We start from the raw sequence: 17008 nt of genomic DNA on the forward strand, positions 1-17008 counted from the left end.
TTAATCATCGAAATAAAAACTTATATAACGTCTTGCTGCAAAGGCTCAGAGAAGACCCTCTCTAAGTCGTTTGCTTCATAAGACCCTTAATAAATATAACTATAATTTTAAGAAACTTTGTACCCGCTCCCTAATTATTCCTGCCTGTTTCCGGGTGGCTATATAAACCCATAACGGTTTCATGGGAGAGACAAATCCTGCTCGGCTCATTCTCCGGATGAGTATTCGGAGGCGTCCGCGATAACGAAATCGTCCCCCCATATCATCCTTCATATTTATTTATCAGGTTTGTTCACGCTCCACGGTCCCCCGGAGCTCATATCAGGGCCCAGGCCCCGGGACTCCAAGCCCTAATTCTTAATTCTCAATTCCGCACCTTGCCCTAAGCCCCAAACACCTGTAGAAATTTTGGGGCTCGTGAGGAGAATCAGAACGACTTGCTCCAAATTCCGTTAAGTCCTTGAAACTCCTAACCGGATGTCAGAGCCTTATACACCAGAACCGAATCGTATGCTTCTTTGACATCATGTACGCGAATGAGATCAGCTCCATTCATCAGCGCGTGATAATGCGTAACGACCGTTCCGGTCAGCCGATCATCAACAGGACGTCCGTCCAATATTTCACCGATCATACTTTTGCGGGAAGCCCCGATCATTAGGGGATGTTCAAAGGCTCTGAAGGATTCCAATCCTGAGAGGATATCTATATTGTGCCGCAGTGTTTTTCCAAAGCCGATGCCCGGATCAATGATAATATTTTGTAATCCCCTTTCATTGGCGGTGGCTATTTTTTCCTTAAAAAACAGAAACAGATCGTTTACTACCTCATCATACTCGGGATTCTGCTGCATGGTTTGGGGATCCCCCTGGGTATGCATAAGGATGTAGCCTGCGTTATATTCCACACACAAATCCACCAGGCGTAGTTCTTTGAGTCCACTGACATCATTCACCAGGTGAGCCCCCCGTTTTAGCGCCTCTTCTGCAACCCTTGGCTTAGTGGTATCTATGGAAAAGAAAGTCCCGGCATGTGCCGGAATAGCTTGTTCCATAACCGGAATAACGCGATCAAGCTCGTCCCTTTCTGAAACCGGGTCCGCACCCGGGCGCGTGGATTCCCCCCCGATATCGATGATATCCGCACCCTCGGAAATCATTTCCGCTATGCGGTCAAGTGCCACGTCAGCTTCATTGAACGTCCCCCCGTCGGAAAAGGAATCGGGCGTGACATTCAGCACACCCATTATCCTGGGAGAAGAGAGATCCAGCAATTCATCTCTCAGCGGCAATTTATGCCGGGCAGGGACATCAGAACGGTCCATATCTTGAACGATCGGTTTTGACTTGTTACCGGTAATTATTTAAAGCTCTCTAATCAAAACAGGAAGTTTTCCCTTCCCCAATAACAAATAACCGCTAACTGACAACAACTACTCATCCCAGTCCTCCTGCAGGTATTCAAACTTGTCGTCCACTTCCGCCCATTTATCGGCTTCGGGCAACTCCTCTTTGGTTTGATTAATAATTCTGCCCTGCCATTTTTCAGCCAGGCGATCGTTAAGCTCGATGTAGTGTTCCCACTCCATGGGAACTTCATCATCGGGGTAAATAGCCTCGACCGGGCACTCGGCCACACATGCATCGCAATCGATACAGGCCAGCGGGTCTATCGTCAAAAAGTTGGGGCCTTCCATAAATGCATCAACCGGACAGACTGCAGCACAATTGGTGTACTTGCAGTTGATACATGGTTCGGTTACAACATATGCCATCAGACTGGGGTGTTCTTTTTGCTGTTTTGAGTTGGACTAAATATCCCGGCTTCTGCGGATAGATGCAACGTTTTATATTGATAATTTTTCGGCGACCGGCTTCTCCTGTCACAGGGAATAGCGGACTTTGTAATGGTCCCGGAAACGGACGGCGGCGGGGTCTTCCCCGACGGGAAAATGGGCCATCTAAAAAGTATAGTCAGCTCATCCGCCATAAATAACCTATTTCAGCAAAACCCGCACGCTGTCCAGCGACCCGTCATTTTCGGCCGGCGTTGTCCCCATCAGGTAATTCATCAATTCATAGAGATGGATGCTTTGAAAAGCCTCCACGGTTGTATCCTTTTTAAAGGCGGGACCATGAGCGATAAAAAACGACTGCATGGCCTTTTCAGACGGATCGTAACCGTGGGTGGCCCCGGGCAGTGATTGTACGAACTGCTGTTTGTATTCCGAATCCAGGATCGTATACCCCAGTTCGGCTATCATAACAATTTCCGGAACGCGCCGGTGATTTTTAAGATGATATTGCCCGGGTATTTCCTCTTTTTTATAGACACGGTAGTGCTTTGCCTCCTTTTTTAATTCCCGGTACATCTCCTCTTTTTTTCCCTGCTTCGGCTGTATCATTGTCAACGGTCCCCACACTATACGCTCGGCGTCATCGATCGGAACAATCCGGTCCAGCTCAATGATCTTGTCCGCCGACAGGTCGACCATGCCGTGGTCGGAAACCACCAGCAGGTTCAGTTGCTCCCATAGATTCCGCCGGCAAAGCTGATTCTTCAGGTATCCCAGTATCCGGTCCGATTCCTCAATAGTCGCTTTCAGCGAATCCGAATCCATGCCGTAGCGGTGTCCCATCGCATCGGTGTATTCAAAATAGAGCGTAGCGAAATCCACTGCTTGAGAATCTGGTGCGCTCAGCCATTTCACCACCGTATCCACACGCGCCTTAAACGGCATGGTGTCGTCAAACTTCTTCCAGTATGTGGGATGCATCTCCTGTATATTCGCTTCCGATCCCACCCAGAACATGGTGCCGGTTCGAATGCCCTGTTTTTCAAGGGTATTCCAGATCGGTTCTCCCCCGTACCACTTGCCATCCTCCACCGTTTCCCGGTCGCGGAGGCGGTACCACTCCTCCCATTCGGGATCGTACATCGTATTGCCGACAAAACCGGAGTTCTCCGGATACAGTCCCGTTGCTATGGCATAGTGATTGGGAAACGTCTTGCTGGGAAAAACGGGAATGAGTCCCTCTGCCCGGACACCCCCGGCCACCAGGCTGTCGAAATGCGGGGTTTCCGCTTTATCCAGGTAATCGTATCGAAACCCGTCAAAGGAGATAAGGAGCAGTTTGTCCGGGGACTTTTCCCCATCCTGCTGGTGAGCACAGCTTGCCATTCCCACAACCATGACTAAGCCTAAGATATAACAAGTCGTTGTTTTCGCTTTATGCATCATTCGCACCGGCATTTTTCCCTGAATGAAAAAGGACAGCCGGTCGGGCTGCCCTTTTAATAAGACTGTTATACCATTCCCTTAGAAATTGTATTTAATCCCTAACTGCATTTTCCAGCGTGAGCTAAAATCATTAACCGTATAAAGTTCATCTTCAGATACGTTTTCAGGATTGAAAGAAAGTATGGGTCGTCCACTACCCTCTTCATATCCGCGGATAGTGACAGCCTGGTAATTATTGAAGCCATCTACCGATTTCTGGATTCCCCAGTCATTATTCAAAAAATTAAGCACATTAAACAGACTGGCTGTAACCTCTATCGATTGGCTGCCAACTGTTTGAATATTCTGATTGATGCGAAGATCTATAAAATTAGACCATGGCTCGCGGGCCGTTCCCCGCTCAACAGGTCCCCCGCGGTAATCACTGAGAGACTCATTATTCTCAATCCACTGATTGAATTCATCCCAGTTATCGGTATACATGACTACTTCGTCTTCACTGGCCGGTACATAAATCAGATCATTATCAAATCGGCTGTCGGCGTTTGCATCTCCGGAATAGATCCAGCTGAAAGGTGCTCCGGAACGACCATCATAGATGAGAGAAACAGTTGTAGCAAATCGCTCAGCAAAGCTGAACTGGTAGGAAAATTGTCCCAATATGCGATGACGTCGCTCGTAATCCGCCGTTCCCAACTCGGGGCTGTTGACATCGAAATTCTCATTGTACTGCCAATTAGAGATCGCCCGGCTGGAGGAACCGTTATTTATTGTTTCAGCCCTGTTATAAGTATATGCCAGGCTGGCGGAAAACCCGATATCAAACTGCTTTTCGAGTTCACCCGTAAGGCTAAACTGATACCCTTTATTCGTATTATCCAAGACAATAGCATTTGTAAAACTTTCCCCATCCACACGCTCGGGCGAACCGGAAGCATTCTGGAAATCCTCATTTAGAAAGATTTCCCCATAAATAGGCCTCCCATACGGGGTAGTGTCAACCTGCTCAAGATTGATATTTCGGAACACGACTTCATTTAGCATGTCCGTAAAAACACCTTCCACCGTACCTGTAATACCAAAAGGCAATTGTTGATCGACCGCAAGATTATACTTCAGTGATTGGGGGTACTTAAAGTCCTCTTCAATCAAATTCACCTCCGTAGTTGCCAAATCTGCCCGGGGCTGCTCATTGGGATCAGGAGAAAACTCAATATCCGTATCGAACATATCAGAAAATCCCAGATCAATACGTCCATAGTCAGCTCCCGTATTGCTATACTGGTTGGAAATCCATACAAAGGGCGGATTGCCGGTAAAAACACCAACACCACCTCGAAGCTGGGTGGTTCGCTCACCCCGGCTAAGGTCCCAGTTAAATCCGAACCGGGGAGACCAAAGCACATTTCCGCTTGCAACGCGTGATGTGGAGTATCCCGGAAATGATTGTTCAACCTGAGGATTGTGAGTAGGCTCATCGGGAAGAATGGGAATATCCGCACGCAAGCCCAGCGTTAATTTCAGGTAATTGGTAACCTGCCATTTGTCCTGTGCATACAAGCCCAGCTGAATACCTGTAAACTTAGCGGTTGGACTTCCCCCGGGCAGCAGATAGCTGTACCTGTACTCCTGGGGATCCCCATTTCTAAAATCCTCAATACTATAGAAAGTATAGGAACCAAAATCATCCTGTACAAACAGGTTGTCAAAAGTAAAAATCTGATTACTGGTACCAAGAGTAAACTCATGGTCACCGGTGATATAGGTGAAGTTATCCGTAATTTCTATGAGATCCTGGTTTAACCGATTGGCCTGGGAAAAACGGTCAATACCCATATAAATACTTACGAAATCATCGCTGTTGGGGTCAGATAAACTTACCTCCACTTCTGGAAAAGCCGGGGAATCCAGATCTCTGGAATCACGAATCCGTGTATACACAGCCCGGAACATATTAGAGGTATTATTTCCAAAACTGCTGTTCAGCTCTGTGACGAAGGAATTCTGTACACTATTAAAATTGTATGCGCGATTCGCGTAACTATAGGATGAACGCCCTCTGCCAATCCCCTCTTCATCAATCGCATCTACAAAATTATAGCGAAACGTCAGTTTGTGATCTTCACTTATATTCCAATCCAACTTTGCCAGAACTTTGTTATTATCCTGCGATTGAGAAAGCGGACTTGTATATCCTCCAGTGTTATAATTGTAGGCCGAATCAGCTATAAAACTGATTCTGTCAAACGTATCCGCTTCATAGGGAAATTGGTTTACAGCTCCACTGCCCTGAATACCTGTAGTGAGAGGGCTTGACTGGCGCCTGAACTCTCCGCTTACAAAGAAAAAGAGTTTATCTTCTATAACAGGGCCTCCCAATGTGAGTCCAAGGTAGTTTTCATTAAATTCGGGATAATCACCGGAGGTAGTTCCGTCATCCGTTTGATAGTTCCCCACAAATGATTCATTGCGCAATTGATAGTAAGCAGAACCTGTAAACGTATTGGTACCACTCTTTGTAATCGCGTTAATTTGACCACCCGTAAACCCATTATTAGTCACATCAAAGGGCGCTATATCAACATTAAATTCTTCAATGGCATCAATACTGATGGGAGAACTGACACCAGCCTGACTTCCAGGCGTACCTTCACCTAATCCAAAAACATCATTAAGGGTAGCTCCATCGACCAGAAGATTATTGTAGCGATCATTTGCCCCGCTAAAACTATTCCCGCTGGTTACCTGGGGATTCAAACGCGTAAAATCACTTAAACTTCGATCAAGTGTTGGCGTCCGATCGATTTGCTCGCGGGAAACATGACTGCCTGCTCCTGTTCGATCTGCATTAAATACGGGATCTGCTTCAGCAACTACGGATATCTCATCAAGTGTAAGCTCTCCTTCCTCAAGTTCGAAGTTTACTTCAACGGTTTCTCCGAGTTCAACATTAGCAATTTCTTTCTTCACAGGATTAAAACCAACAAAAGTAACCTGAATGACATAAGGTCCCCCCACCCGAACGCTTTTAAACGTAAAACGACCGTTTGGACGACTTGAAGTGCCATATTCTGTTCCGGTTGGTTCATGTATAGCCACAATATTTGCTCCTGGCAGTGCCTCGCCTGAGTCATCAACAACCGTTCCCTCTATGGAACCGGAAGTGGTACCCTGGGCGAACATAACGGCCGGTAAAAATAACATAGCTAATAGTAGTAAGTAGCGTTTCATAATCGATAGGTATGTTCGTTTGGATTAGCGTTAATATGTATCTGTATCGCATACATGAGTCTTGGTCTCTTGAGACGAAAATATAACCAATACAACATTACGAAAACATTAAGTATTGCCGGCCACTGACATGAAAAAAAGAGCTGCAATATCACGCTCCCGGTATGAATCGATGATACACTGATACCAGCTTCTGCTGTTCCATCCCCAGGTAATACAGGCATACTATTAGCCCAAATACCAGTTGAAGCCTTATAATACCCACATCTCGATATTTCCGGGCGGAGGTCGTAACGACATCATCCAAAACCTCAAAGGAAAAGGAACGCTTGACGCGGCGGACAATCTCCTGGTCTTCCATTACCCTATGGTCTTCCCGGAAACCTCCGATCCCGGAAAAAGCTGTGCGAGTCATGAAAAGACTTTGATCGCCGAACCGAAACAGGTCAATATCAAAGCGGGTAAACCAGGCATAAAACCTCAGCAGCCAGTGACGATCATCGAAGGACAGGCGAAAACAACCGGCATCACTCCCTGCATCGACCGCCTGCAGGATGTTAGTAGCATAGCAGGGGGGCGGGTGGCTGTCGGCATGCAGAAAATACAGCAGATTACCCCGGGCATGCCCGGCGCCTGTGTTCATCTGTGCCGCCCGGCCTTTTCGGGGCGATTTTATCGTCGTTGCACCGGCTCTCCGGGCTTCCTGAACTGTCGCATCGTCGCTCCCGCCATCCACAACAATTATTTCCACTATGGCATCCCCGCCATGACTGCGTACTTTCCCGATCGTCTCCCCAATAATTTCCGCCTCGTTGTACGTGGGGATAATAACGCTGATATTCATTACACTGACAGATGTTTGGATTGGTCCAGATCCTGCTGGGTATCAATATCATTAAGCTCGGGTAATATCCGGTACGAAACCTTCATCTCATCGAGCTGTTGAATGGTCTGTTCGCATACAGCTGATGTGCTCCACTTTTTCCGGTCAAAAAGTGCCGGGTAAAATTCCTTCATCCCCAGGAGGTAGTAGCCGCCATCCCGGGCGGGACCCACAACGACTTTGTGATCGCGTAGTAGCCGAAATGCCTGCCGCAGTATAGGGGGACGCAGCCCGGGGCAGTCACTCCCGATAATAACCACCCTGCCGGAACCACGGGCAAAAGCCTCCCGGAAAGCGAGCTTCATGCGCCCGCCCAAATCTTTGCCCCGCTGCCGTTTCTTTTTGTACTGTCCCCCGGACCATATATCATTTTGCTCGATAAAGCGGGAGTACCATACTTCCCGGTGGATATTCATTTGATCGGTCACCGATTGGGTTATCCGCAGCAGCTTTTGATAGACCTCGAGCGCTGTATCATCGCCTGCTGTTTCTGCCAGGCGTGTCTTCACTTTACCCCTTTCCGGGTTTTTAATAAAAATAAGAAGGGTTGGTCCCATTACAGAGTCTGCCACAAATCTCGTTTGCTTATCTTTTCAACATTAAATGCGACTTACCAAAAGAGTACTTTGCAAAACGTTTTTTTGTTCAATCTCTACATTTTCGCGATTTCAAAATACTCTCGTATAGATAATAAGGCCACAGGAAATCAGGAGCTATCCCTCACATCTCCTGTTATTCTTGTTTCCATACCGTTCACGTCGTCGCTCCGCCGCAGCTGCTGCCGGCACCGGCAGTGCAGCCAAAGCAGTGCTGGTTGATTCTTATCGTTCGATTATTCAGCTTCAACTCATTCCACTCACTGATATGCCGGGGAGCGTCCTCCTCTACCGGCATATCAAGCATCTGGTTGAAATCACAATCATAGAGGGTGCCATCCCAACCCACCGAAATAGTATTACGGCACATTACGCCCTGGGCAGCGGCGGGATTGTAAGCGGTCACCAGCCGGTCCATATAGTCTTCGAGGTTGCCGGATTCCAGCAAAAAGTTAAGAAAGCGGCTGATCGGTAAATTTGTGATCGTAAATAACTTATTAAAAACGATACCGTGCTTGCGGCTCAGCTGGCGTTTGAACGTTTGTTCCATAGGCTCCTGCTCTCCGGGTAAAAAAGCTCCCGCAGGATTATATACCAGGTTCAGCTCTAACCCGCTCCCTTCCCGGCCGTACCCGATCCCGTTAAGCTTCTGAAGCGCTTCTATGGACTTTTCGTACGTCCCTTCCCCCCGCTGACGATCCGTCCGCGATTTATTATAGAACGGAAGGGAACAGGTTACTTCCACCCCGTGCTTCGCAAAAAATTCAGGCAGTGCCCGGTACTTCGGGGCTGTCGTCAGAATGGTGAGATTGGAACGCACAGTAATCTCTTTACCCAGCTTCGAGGCTTCCTCCACAAACCATTTGAAATGAGGGTTCATCTCCGGGGCCCCACCTGTCAGGTCGACGGTCGTGGCTTCTGAGTCCCTTAGCGCTTCAAGGCACTGCCTGAACGTCTCCTTCTTCATAACTTCCCTGCGATCCGGACCCGCATCCACATGGCAATGCTTGCAGGTCATATTGCACATGTATCCGACGTTCATTTGGAAGATCTCAATCCCGGTCGGCTTAAGGGGAAACAGGTCGGTTTCCTTTAATTTATCCCGAAATCTTGGCAGATCCCGCAACGATTCCGAATAGTTATTCAACACCTGCAGTTGATAAGCCGGATCGGAAAGTTTATGGCTCTGGGTTTTCAGAGATTTGATCATAGGGGGTTGTCAATTGTCAGAGGCTGCGGTTTTCGAACCTCCGTGTTAAGGATTAATTTCAGTTATTGGGGGATCTTCTCCGTCTAAAGACGGCCCTCTTTGCAAAGCTACACTGCCAACGTTTGAGTTTCTATTTTCGATTTCATTGTCAAAAATTATTTGGTTAAATATTCCTCAACCTGAACTTTAGCTTCAAGCTCGGATTTAACCTGGGTTCCACAACTTACTACTTTTTGCTTTCTACTTACTACTTTTCACTCCCCGCTGACACACTGAATTACATACTCAGATCCTTCGTTTTGTTCATCATCTGCACGCCATGCACCAGCGAGGATCCGCCTCGTATGGCGGAGGCCACGTGAACCGCTTCCATCATCTGTTCTTCACTGGCTCCCTTCTCCAGGCTTTCGGTCGTATAGGCATCAATACAATAGGGACACTGGACCGTATGAGATACGGCCAGGGCAATCAGGGCTTTCTCCCGTGCACTCAGAGCCCCCTCTTCGAACACAGCGCCGTAATACTCAAAAAACTTTTCGGCTAATTCGGGGCCAAAATCGGCGACATCTTTAAATTTCTTCAAATCTTCGGGTTGGTAATAGGTATCAGCCATCATATAATTTCTTTATATTTAATTATGCTGTAAATTGCATCCTACGTTTAAGGTAGCATTATATATATCTATTTAGTTCCTCATCACAATGTGGAACTTTTTGCCGTGGGAGCCATAAAATATGACAACTACATACAACAAATTCTTACTAATCAATTATAATTAACCATATTTCTATGAAAAAGATACTGATATCGGTATTCCTAAGCGCTTTTTTATGTATATCACTGGCAACCATAACCCAGGCCCAGCAAGCCGGCGATGGGGTTGGCATCGGTTTTATGGTTGGAGAGCCTACGGGACTCAGCCTTAAATCGTGGACCGGTGGCAATAACGCTTTCGATGTGGGACTGGCCTGGTCACTAGGCCGGTACGATGCGGTAAATATCCACGCCGACTATCTATGGCATAACTATGATCTTTTCAGTGAAATCGAATCCGGCAGACTTCCGTTTTATTACGGCATTGGCGGGCGCCTCATTTTAGCGGATGATGATGCCGTCATAGGCGCCCGTATCCCGGTAGGACTCAATTACCTGTTTGACAATTCTCCGGTCGGGCTCTTCCTGGAGATAGCTCCTATCTTCAACCTCGCCCCGGAAACCGACTTTGACGTTGACGGTGCATTGGGGGTGCGCTTTTACCTCTGAACGTCCTCAACCGCTGTTGCGATGGCGAACTGGATGCTGTCAAACTTTACCCTTAGCCGGATTATACCAAATCCCCGGGTCCCGGGAAGTGCGAGGCGAATTTAACGGTACGCTTATATTCTTTTCGTTTGTCCCTCTTTTGCCAGCTCGATAGTTTCAAAAAAGGAACCGTACTCCAGCTCGAGATGCTCATCCAGGCGTCGTAATTGCTCGTCATTGGCTCCGGGGTCATGATGGGTTAAACAGAGTTTTCTTACCTTTGACTTCCTGGCCACCCTGACGACCTCTTCCCAGGGTGAATGTCCCCATCCCTGTCTGTTTTCATAGAGCTCCAGGTTGTATTGGGCATCGTGAATCAAGAGATCGGCGCCGCTTATAAAAGCCGAAATACGCGCCATTTGCTCCGGATTATCGCAATAGGCTGACGGGACAAGCTCATTGTCAGGAGCAAAAACGAGCTGCCGGTCGTTCACATGAAGTTTATAGATAGCCGTATTGATGCTGTGATTGGCTTTCATGAACTCCATTTCATACCCTTCGTACGACCGGCGCTCCGGCGGTTGATTTACAAAACTGAGCTCAGCATCCAGCATGTCCAACGCGACCGGGAAAAAGGTTTTACTAAAATGACCCGACATAATCTCCCTGCAGCTCCCCTCCTCCTGGACAGGCATATGAATATGAAACTTGTTTGAGCTCCCGCGCAGAGGCTCAAAAAAAGGAAAACCCTGGATATGGTCCCAATGGGGATGGGTCAAAAAAATGCGCCCTGACAAATCGTGATCCCGTTGCATCAGTTGCTGGCCCAGATTGCGAATGCCCGTACCGCTGTCGAAAACAAGTATCTCCTCCCGCTCGGGCAGCTGAACCTGCACGCAGGTTGTGTTGCCTCCATATTCCATATGCTCTCGGTTGGGACAAGGGGTCGATCCCCGCACGCCCCAAAAGGTACAGGTACATGATGGTGATGGTTCGTCGCTCATAGTAGCGGCTTACGCTGTTATTCAGCTTCGGCCCGGATATCGTCCATTTCCTGCGTGAGCGCATCCATCTTTTGCTGCTTCTTTTCTAATTTGGCCTCTGCCTTTTGGATTTTCTCTTCTACCTGGTCGAGCAGACTGTTTCCCCCGCTCGACGTATTAAAATAGGTCTTCTTTTCTTTGAAGTTGAGGACTTCCTCTTTCAGGGCACGCGCTTCTTTTTCCACCTTTTTGAATTCCTTGCGGAGTTTTTGAATTTGATGGCGGTCGTCGGTATCCAGGTCAGCCTTGGCCAGTTCCTGGTCAAATTTATCGCCCGACTTGGCCGCACGGAACCGGTCATAGATCACATCACACGCCTCGCGGTACTTCTTCCACATCTTATTTTTATGCTTGATAGGCACATACCCGGCATTTTTAAACTCTTCCTGCAGCCCTTTTGCGATATCCACGGCTTTAATCGGATCGTCGTGACGTCCCAGTTCACGCAGCTTACCCAGGATTTCTTTTTTCTTTTCGAGGTTCTCTTTTCGTCGTTCCTTGACCTCCTTGAAATGTTCGCGACGGCGATCATAAAACTCATCCATCGCCCCCTTAAACTGTTTCCATATTTTGTTGGATTTCTTCCGGGCTACCGGACCAATATTCTTCCACTGTTCCATCAGGTCCTGCATCCTGGAATGCCCCTTGTCAAAGTCGTCCGTATCTTTAATCGTCTGGGCCTGATCAATCAAATCGAGTTTTTGACGGTAGTGTTCCTCCTCCTGCTCTTTAATCTTGTCCTGATTTTTGGCCTTAAGCTCATTAAAGGCATCCGTTGCCGCTTTAAATCGAGACCAGAGCTTATCTTCGGTCCGCTGGGGCAGGTTTCCTATTTTTTTCCACCGGCGGTGCAGCTTGTTGATTTTCCGGGCTGCCGTAGCAAGATCATCAGCCTCCAGCAGCGCCTCTGCTTCCTCGCAGATCCGCTCCTTCTTTGTTGAAAATTTGTCAACCTTACTCTGGTGCTCAGGATTGTACCGATATTTCAGATCATAAAAATCGTCCTGAACGCTCTTATAACGGTCCCACGCATCATCCGCCTTTTCCTTGGGCACCCGGCCGATCTTCTTCCATTGTCTGGTCAGTGCGTCAAACTTCTCATCGATCTCATCCCAGTTTTCGGTTTCATGATCAATGGCTTTGGTCACCCTCTCCATCTTTTCAAGGACGGTAAGCTTAACCATCAGGTTGTCTTCTCTTTTCTGGCGCTCCTGTACCAGCCGATCTACCTTATGTTCATTAAAGATATTCAGCAACTCTTCAAACCGTTCATCCAGTCCTTCTCCTTTTCCGGACGGCAGGGGACCGATACTGTTCCACTGCCCTTTCATCTGGTTGACCCGGCGGGTCGCCGTCCATGTTTTATTGGAGATGATCCCCTCAAATTCTTCAAGCAGCTTCTTCTTGGTTTCCAGATTCTCTTCTTTGCGCTTGTTAAGCTCCTCGTAGTGTTCTTCCTTCCGTTTTTCAAAATCGCTGACAGCGTCATTAAACTTGCCGAACAATTTTTTCATCTCCTCGGAGTCCGTATCCGGGCCCTCCGACCAGTCGTGGCTTAACTTATCAAGCTCCATCGACACGTAGGGCCAGTCTGTTTGCTTGGCGAGATCCTGAGCTTTCTTCACAATAGCACGATAGTATGCCACCGGATCTTCTGCTCCGTCCGTATCTTCCCCGGCCGGTTCTTCTTCAGGAGGCTCCATCGCGGTCGACTTCTTCTCTGCTTCCTGTTCATTCGTTTCCCGGGACTCCTCCGCCCCTGCACTGTGCTTCGCCGACTGCTCTTCAAGCCGTCGGATCAGCTGGCTTACATCACCAATGCAAACCACCTGTTCCAGATCAGTGTGCAGATCAGCAAGGGCCTCCGAAGACGGGTTGTCGTCTTCCAGTATCTCCTCTACCCTCTCCTGCAGCTCCTGAAAGGTATTCCTGAGCTCTTCTACTTTCTGTCCGACCTCTTCCTCGGCAATGTCACAAACTTTTTCCGGATCTCCCTGCGTTCCTTCCTTCAGGAATAATTCATTTTCTTCGGTTAAAAAAACGTGTTCATCCTCGTATAAGTAAGGGGATGCTTCTTTTTGCTCTTCCATAGTTGATTCCACAGAAACCTCAGTTAAAAGCTTGTCAATTCAAATGTACACCTGCTGCCTCACAGCCTTTTAAGTTTAGGTAAGATAATATTTCTGTGCAACTTATTACAATTGTTGGACGGGAAATTCAACAATAAAAAAGCCGGACTCAAACTGAGGCCGGCTTCCGGTAGTTAATGCACGCACAACAGGCAATCACTCATCGCTTTCATTGTGAAAATAGATGTCATGCGAGGGATATGGGAAGTTTATGCCCTCCTCATCGAACCGCTCCTTGATGCGTTTGGTAAGATCAAATTTCAGATCCCAATAGTTATCCTTCTTTGTCCACGGGCGCACAATAACGTCCACTGAGCTTCCGCCCAGCTCCGAAACCGCAATTTTGGGGGGCGGATCATCCAAGATACGCTCGTCTTCCGCAAGCACCTGGCTGATAGTACGAATAGCATGATCGATATCGTCATCATATCCAAAACCGATCACCATATCTACGCGCCGGTTCTCATTTATGGCCATATTCTTAATATTGTTACCCCAGATATTCGAATTGGGTATAAACATAGCTACGTTATCAAAAGTGTTCATCTTGGTCATCACCAGTCCTACCTCTTCCACGACTCCCGACGTACCGCTTATGTCCACAGCATCCCCCACCTTAAAAGGCCGCATCACCAGGATCATAATCCCGGCGGCAAAGTCAGCCAGAACGCCCTGCCAGGCCAAACCGATCGCCAAGCCCAGGGCACCGATAACGGCCACCAGGCTGGTGGTCTCCACCCCAAACCGGTCCAGTACCGCCAGTACAACCACCACCAAAACAAGCACCTTCGCTGTTTTGGCAAATACTTTTGTCAGGGTATCATCCAGCTTCTCCGAGGCTTTTCCCTTTTGCCGGATTTTCCGATTCACCCAATTGGCTATCATCCAGCCGATGATAAGTATGACGATTGCAAAAACCGCATTTAATATGAAAGGCCATGCCGTAGCCATGTATCCATCAATAGTCTCCATAAAATACCCCGTTTTAACTAACAATAATTAAGTGTCCTTGCAAAGCCCCGCTGAACTTATTTAGCATCTACAGCGAATACGCTTTAAAACTGTTGATCCCATTTTATTTTCCAGCAGCCCCATCTCCCGGGAAACCTGGAAGGACGGGCCCGGATTTGCAAAAAGTTCTTTGCCGAAAAAAAGCTCTGCTGAAAGGCAATATACCTTTTTACGCAGTTTTTATCTATTAAAATAAAATAATAAGAAACAGATGAAGCCGGTGAATGACTAAACAACTCGCAGATAGCTTTTTCCCATTAATGACCTAAGAATTACCTAAAGATACACAAAACTGTTACACCGCTGGTTCTGTCGTCCGATAATATCGGCTGTTCATCTGCCGGTTATCCGTCGGATTGCCTCCCTATCGCCTGTGTATCACTTCATTACTCCCGAAGAATGGACTGCAACTCAGCAAATCCCTCTTTTACATCCTTCCACAACACTTCAGCATCGACCTTTATCTTTTCAAAGGCGTCTTCTCCGGAATCTTTAATCTTTTCCAGTTTATCACGCAATTGCGAGCGTTTATCTTTTAGCCGGGCCACTTTCCTGTTTGCTTTTTCTTTCAGCTCTTGCGACTCCTGATTGGCTCTTTCCTGCAGCTTGTCGATTCGGGCGTTCCACTCTTTCAGCTGCGCCTCCAGCTTTTCGATATATTCTTCGCGTGTAGCCATAATATTTTGATAATTTAATCTAATTGCCTTTTTATTTATTTGTCCATCCCAGACAGAGAACCCCGCCCCTTATTCAGCAGGATGTCCCCTGTCCCGGATACAAATTGCCAGCTATGTATTGGAAGCCAGGATCCTGTCGAGCTATCCTTCCCAACCCGCTTTTCTGGCAAGTACACGGTATTCATTATTCGAGATGACTTCGAAGCATCCAGGCCGTTTTGGAATGCACATCAAGGCGTTGGGTCAGCAAATCGACCGTGGCCTCATCCTCTCCATCATTCGCCGGCTGCAGCGCATGACGGGCCGTGCGTAGTACCTGCTCATTCCCCAAGGCCAGCCGGCGCACCATCTCCAGCGCTTCCGGCTCTTCAGTGTCTTCCTCAATGGAAGTCAGCTCATTGAACTCTTTAAAGGTGCCGGGCGCCCGGTATCCCAGGGAGCGGATGCGTTCGGCAATTTCGTCAATAGCTTCGGCCAATTCAGTGTACTGTTCCTCAAACTGCTCATGCAGTGAGTGGAACAGCTCCCCCGTGACATTCCAGTGGTAGTTATGCGTCTTCAGATACAACATGTATGAATCTGCCAATACTTTTGACAGTTCATTCGCTATGGCTTCCCGGTGTTCTTCACTGATTCCGATATTGATTTTCATCTTTTTTTCTGCTTTTTGAATACGATTCATAGTAATACCTCTTAATTTTAGTTATTTATTCTTACTGCATTGGCGGACAGACTGTTCCCTTTCCGCTGGATTCCGGAAAGGAATCAAGTCAATGCTCCCAGCCTCCCTCCATACGACATCTATTTTTATTTATTTAAAAATACGTGTTTAACGGTTAACTGTTTATGAACGGGCAGGTGGATTCTTCTTACAGATTCAAACCCAAACCCTGACCGCTCAATATGTTAAATTCTCTTTACGAAAATTGGTGTCATATCCTGATGTCATAAATACAGAAATATCGCCGGAATCATTCCGGGACACTGATAGATCCTTTTTATGGGGGAAATAGAAAAGAATGCTTTCCTTCAGGAATGGGCTTCTTCTTCCCAGCGGTAATGATCCAGCAGTCTCAGCATGTCAGGCGGAATCTTCGCCTCGAATTTTACCAACCGATGTTTACGGGGATGCTGAAACGCCAATCGATAAGCGTGCAGCGCCTGCCGGTTTATCAGCTGTTCTTTTTTTTCTTCAGGCGCATAATGCCGGTCGCCTACCAGCTGATGTCCGATATGTTCGAACTGAACGCGAATCTGGTTTTTTAATCCCGTGTCCAGCTGTATTTCCACCAGCGTAGTTGACCGAAACCGTTCTTTTACTTTAAACGAGAGGCGGGCCGGCGTAGCTCCTTCTTCATCGGGATCGACCACGACATTGCGGAATCCTTTTTTTATGAGCTTCAGATGATGGTCAAGCCTTCCCTCATCTTCATCGATAATGCCCCGCACCACTGCCAGGTAGGTACGCCTGGGCTCATGGTTGCGAAATTTCTGGTACAGGTCATCGTAAGCCCGTTTATTTTTGGCGAACACCACCAGGCCACTGGTGTATCGGTCGATGCGATGTACCGTCCCAACCCGAACGCCATGCTTGCCCAGGTGGTCGGCCACCAGATCGAAGAGGTTTTTTACGTTGCTGTCGGGAATCGGGACCGCCAACAGTCCCGCCGGTTTATCAACCACAAAGATATCCTTATCCTGATGAACGATATAAAAAGGGCGCTTCTTCGCTGCCATATAGCTTC

General features: G+C 47.7%; 15 protein-coding genes. 1 reads left to right on the forward strand and 14 read right to left on the reverse strand.

What is annotated here, in order from left to right:
- Positions 1-469 precede the first annotated feature (469 nt).
- The 8 genes from folP to BUB16_RS17170 all read right to left on the reverse strand — a co-directional run bounded on the left by folP (position 470) and on the right by BUB16_RS17170 (position 9774).
- Positions 470-1324, reverse strand: a complete 855-nt coding sequence (folP, locus tag BUB16_RS17135; RefSeq protein WP_244545729.1) for a dihydropteroate synthase — start codon at positions 1322-1324, stop codon at positions 470-472.
- A 108-nt stretch (positions 1325-1432) separates the two neighbouring features.
- The gene (locus BUB16_RS17140) at positions 1433-1774 is read right to left on the reverse strand and encodes a DUF3470 domain-containing protein (RefSeq protein ID WP_073067356.1); all 342 of its coding nucleotides are present in this window, start codon (positions 1772-1774) and stop codon (positions 1433-1435) included.
- 222 nt (positions 1775-1996) lie between these two features.
- Positions 1997-3181: an alkaline phosphatase family protein gene (locus BUB16_RS17145; RefSeq protein ID WP_244545730.1), complete on the reverse strand. Its 1185-nt coding sequence runs from the start codon at positions 3179-3181 to the stop codon at positions 1997-1999.
- 138 nt (positions 3182-3319) lie between these two features.
- Positions 3320-6472, reverse strand: a complete 3153-nt coding sequence (locus BUB16_RS17150; protein ID WP_073067359.1) for a TonB-dependent receptor — start codon at positions 6470-6472, stop codon at positions 3320-3322.
- A gap of 151 nt (positions 6473-6623) precedes the next feature.
- Positions 6624-7316: a TIGR04283 family arsenosugar biosynthesis glycosyltransferase gene (locus BUB16_RS17155; RefSeq protein ID WP_073067361.1), complete on the reverse strand. Its 693-nt coding sequence runs from the start codon at positions 7314-7316 to the stop codon at positions 6624-6626.
- Positions 7316-7927 (reverse strand): TIGR04282 family arsenosugar biosynthesis glycosyltransferase, encoded by a 612-nt coding sequence (locus BUB16_RS17160; RefSeq protein ID WP_244545731.1) that lies wholly within the window; start codon positions 7925-7927, stop codon positions 7316-7318. Before BUB16_RS17160 ends, BUB16_RS17155 begins: the two co-directional genes overlap by 1 nt.
- A 181-nt stretch (positions 7928-8108) precedes the next feature.
- Positions 8109-9158, reverse strand: a complete 1050-nt coding sequence (gene arsS, locus BUB16_RS17165; RefSeq protein WP_073067467.1) for an arsenosugar biosynthesis radical SAM (seleno)protein ArsS — start codon at positions 9156-9158, stop codon at positions 8109-8111.
- 280 nt (positions 9159-9438) lie between these two features.
- Entirely contained in the window at positions 9439-9774 is a 336-nt protein-coding gene (locus tag BUB16_RS17170; RefSeq protein WP_073067469.1) for an arsenosugar biosynthesis-associated peroxidase-like protein, read from the reverse strand.
- A gap of 176 nt (positions 9775-9950) precedes the next feature.
- On the opposite strand from BUB16_RS17170, the gene BUB16_RS17175 reads away from it, so the two are divergent.
- Positions 9951-10424, forward strand: coding sequence for a hypothetical protein (locus BUB16_RS17175; protein WP_073067365.1), 474 nt, complete (start codon positions 9951-9953; stop codon positions 10422-10424).
- A gap of 113 nt (positions 10425-10537) precedes the next feature.
- Here the strand turns inward: BUB16_RS17175 and BUB16_RS17180 are convergent, their stop codons facing one another.
- The 6 genes from BUB16_RS17180 to BUB16_RS17205 form a co-directional block, all read right to left on the reverse strand.
- Positions 10538-11407, reverse strand: a complete 870-nt coding sequence (locus tag BUB16_RS17180; protein ID WP_084088393.1) for an MBL fold metallo-hydrolase — start codon at positions 11405-11407, stop codon at positions 10538-10540.
- A gap of 17 nt (positions 11408-11424) precedes the next feature.
- Entirely contained in the window at positions 11425-13536 is a 2112-nt protein-coding gene (locus BUB16_RS17185; protein WP_084088394.1) for a DUF349 domain-containing protein, read from the reverse strand.
- A 195-nt stretch (positions 13537-13731) separates the two neighbouring features.
- On the reverse strand, positions 13732-14547 hold the full coding sequence (locus BUB16_RS17190; protein WP_073067368.1) for a mechanosensitive ion channel family protein: 816 nt from the start codon (positions 14545-14547) through the stop codon (positions 13732-13734).
- 425 nt (positions 14548-14972) lie between these two features.
- Positions 14973-15263 carry a sll1863 family stress response protein gene (locus BUB16_RS17195; protein WP_073067370.1) on the reverse strand — a complete coding sequence of 97 codons (291 nt, stop codon included), beginning with the start codon at positions 15261-15263 and terminating at the stop codon, positions 14973-14975.
- Between the two features lie 184 nt (positions 15264-15447).
- Positions 15448-15915 (reverse strand): Dps family protein, encoded by a 468-nt coding sequence (locus BUB16_RS17200; RefSeq protein ID WP_073067473.1) that lies wholly within the window; start codon positions 15913-15915, stop codon positions 15448-15450.
- A gap of 377 nt (positions 15916-16292) precedes the next feature.
- Positions 16293-17000, reverse strand: coding sequence for an RluA family pseudouridine synthase (locus tag BUB16_RS17205; RefSeq protein ID WP_073067372.1), 708 nt, complete (start codon positions 16998-17000; stop codon positions 16293-16295).
- Positions 17001-17008 lie beyond the last annotated feature (8 nt).

Origin of the sequence: Fodinibius roseus, from assembly GCF_900129315.1 — a bacterium.
Taxonomy (GTDB): Bacteria; Bacteroidota; Rhodothermia; order Balneolales; family Balneolaceae; genus Fodinibius; species Fodinibius roseus.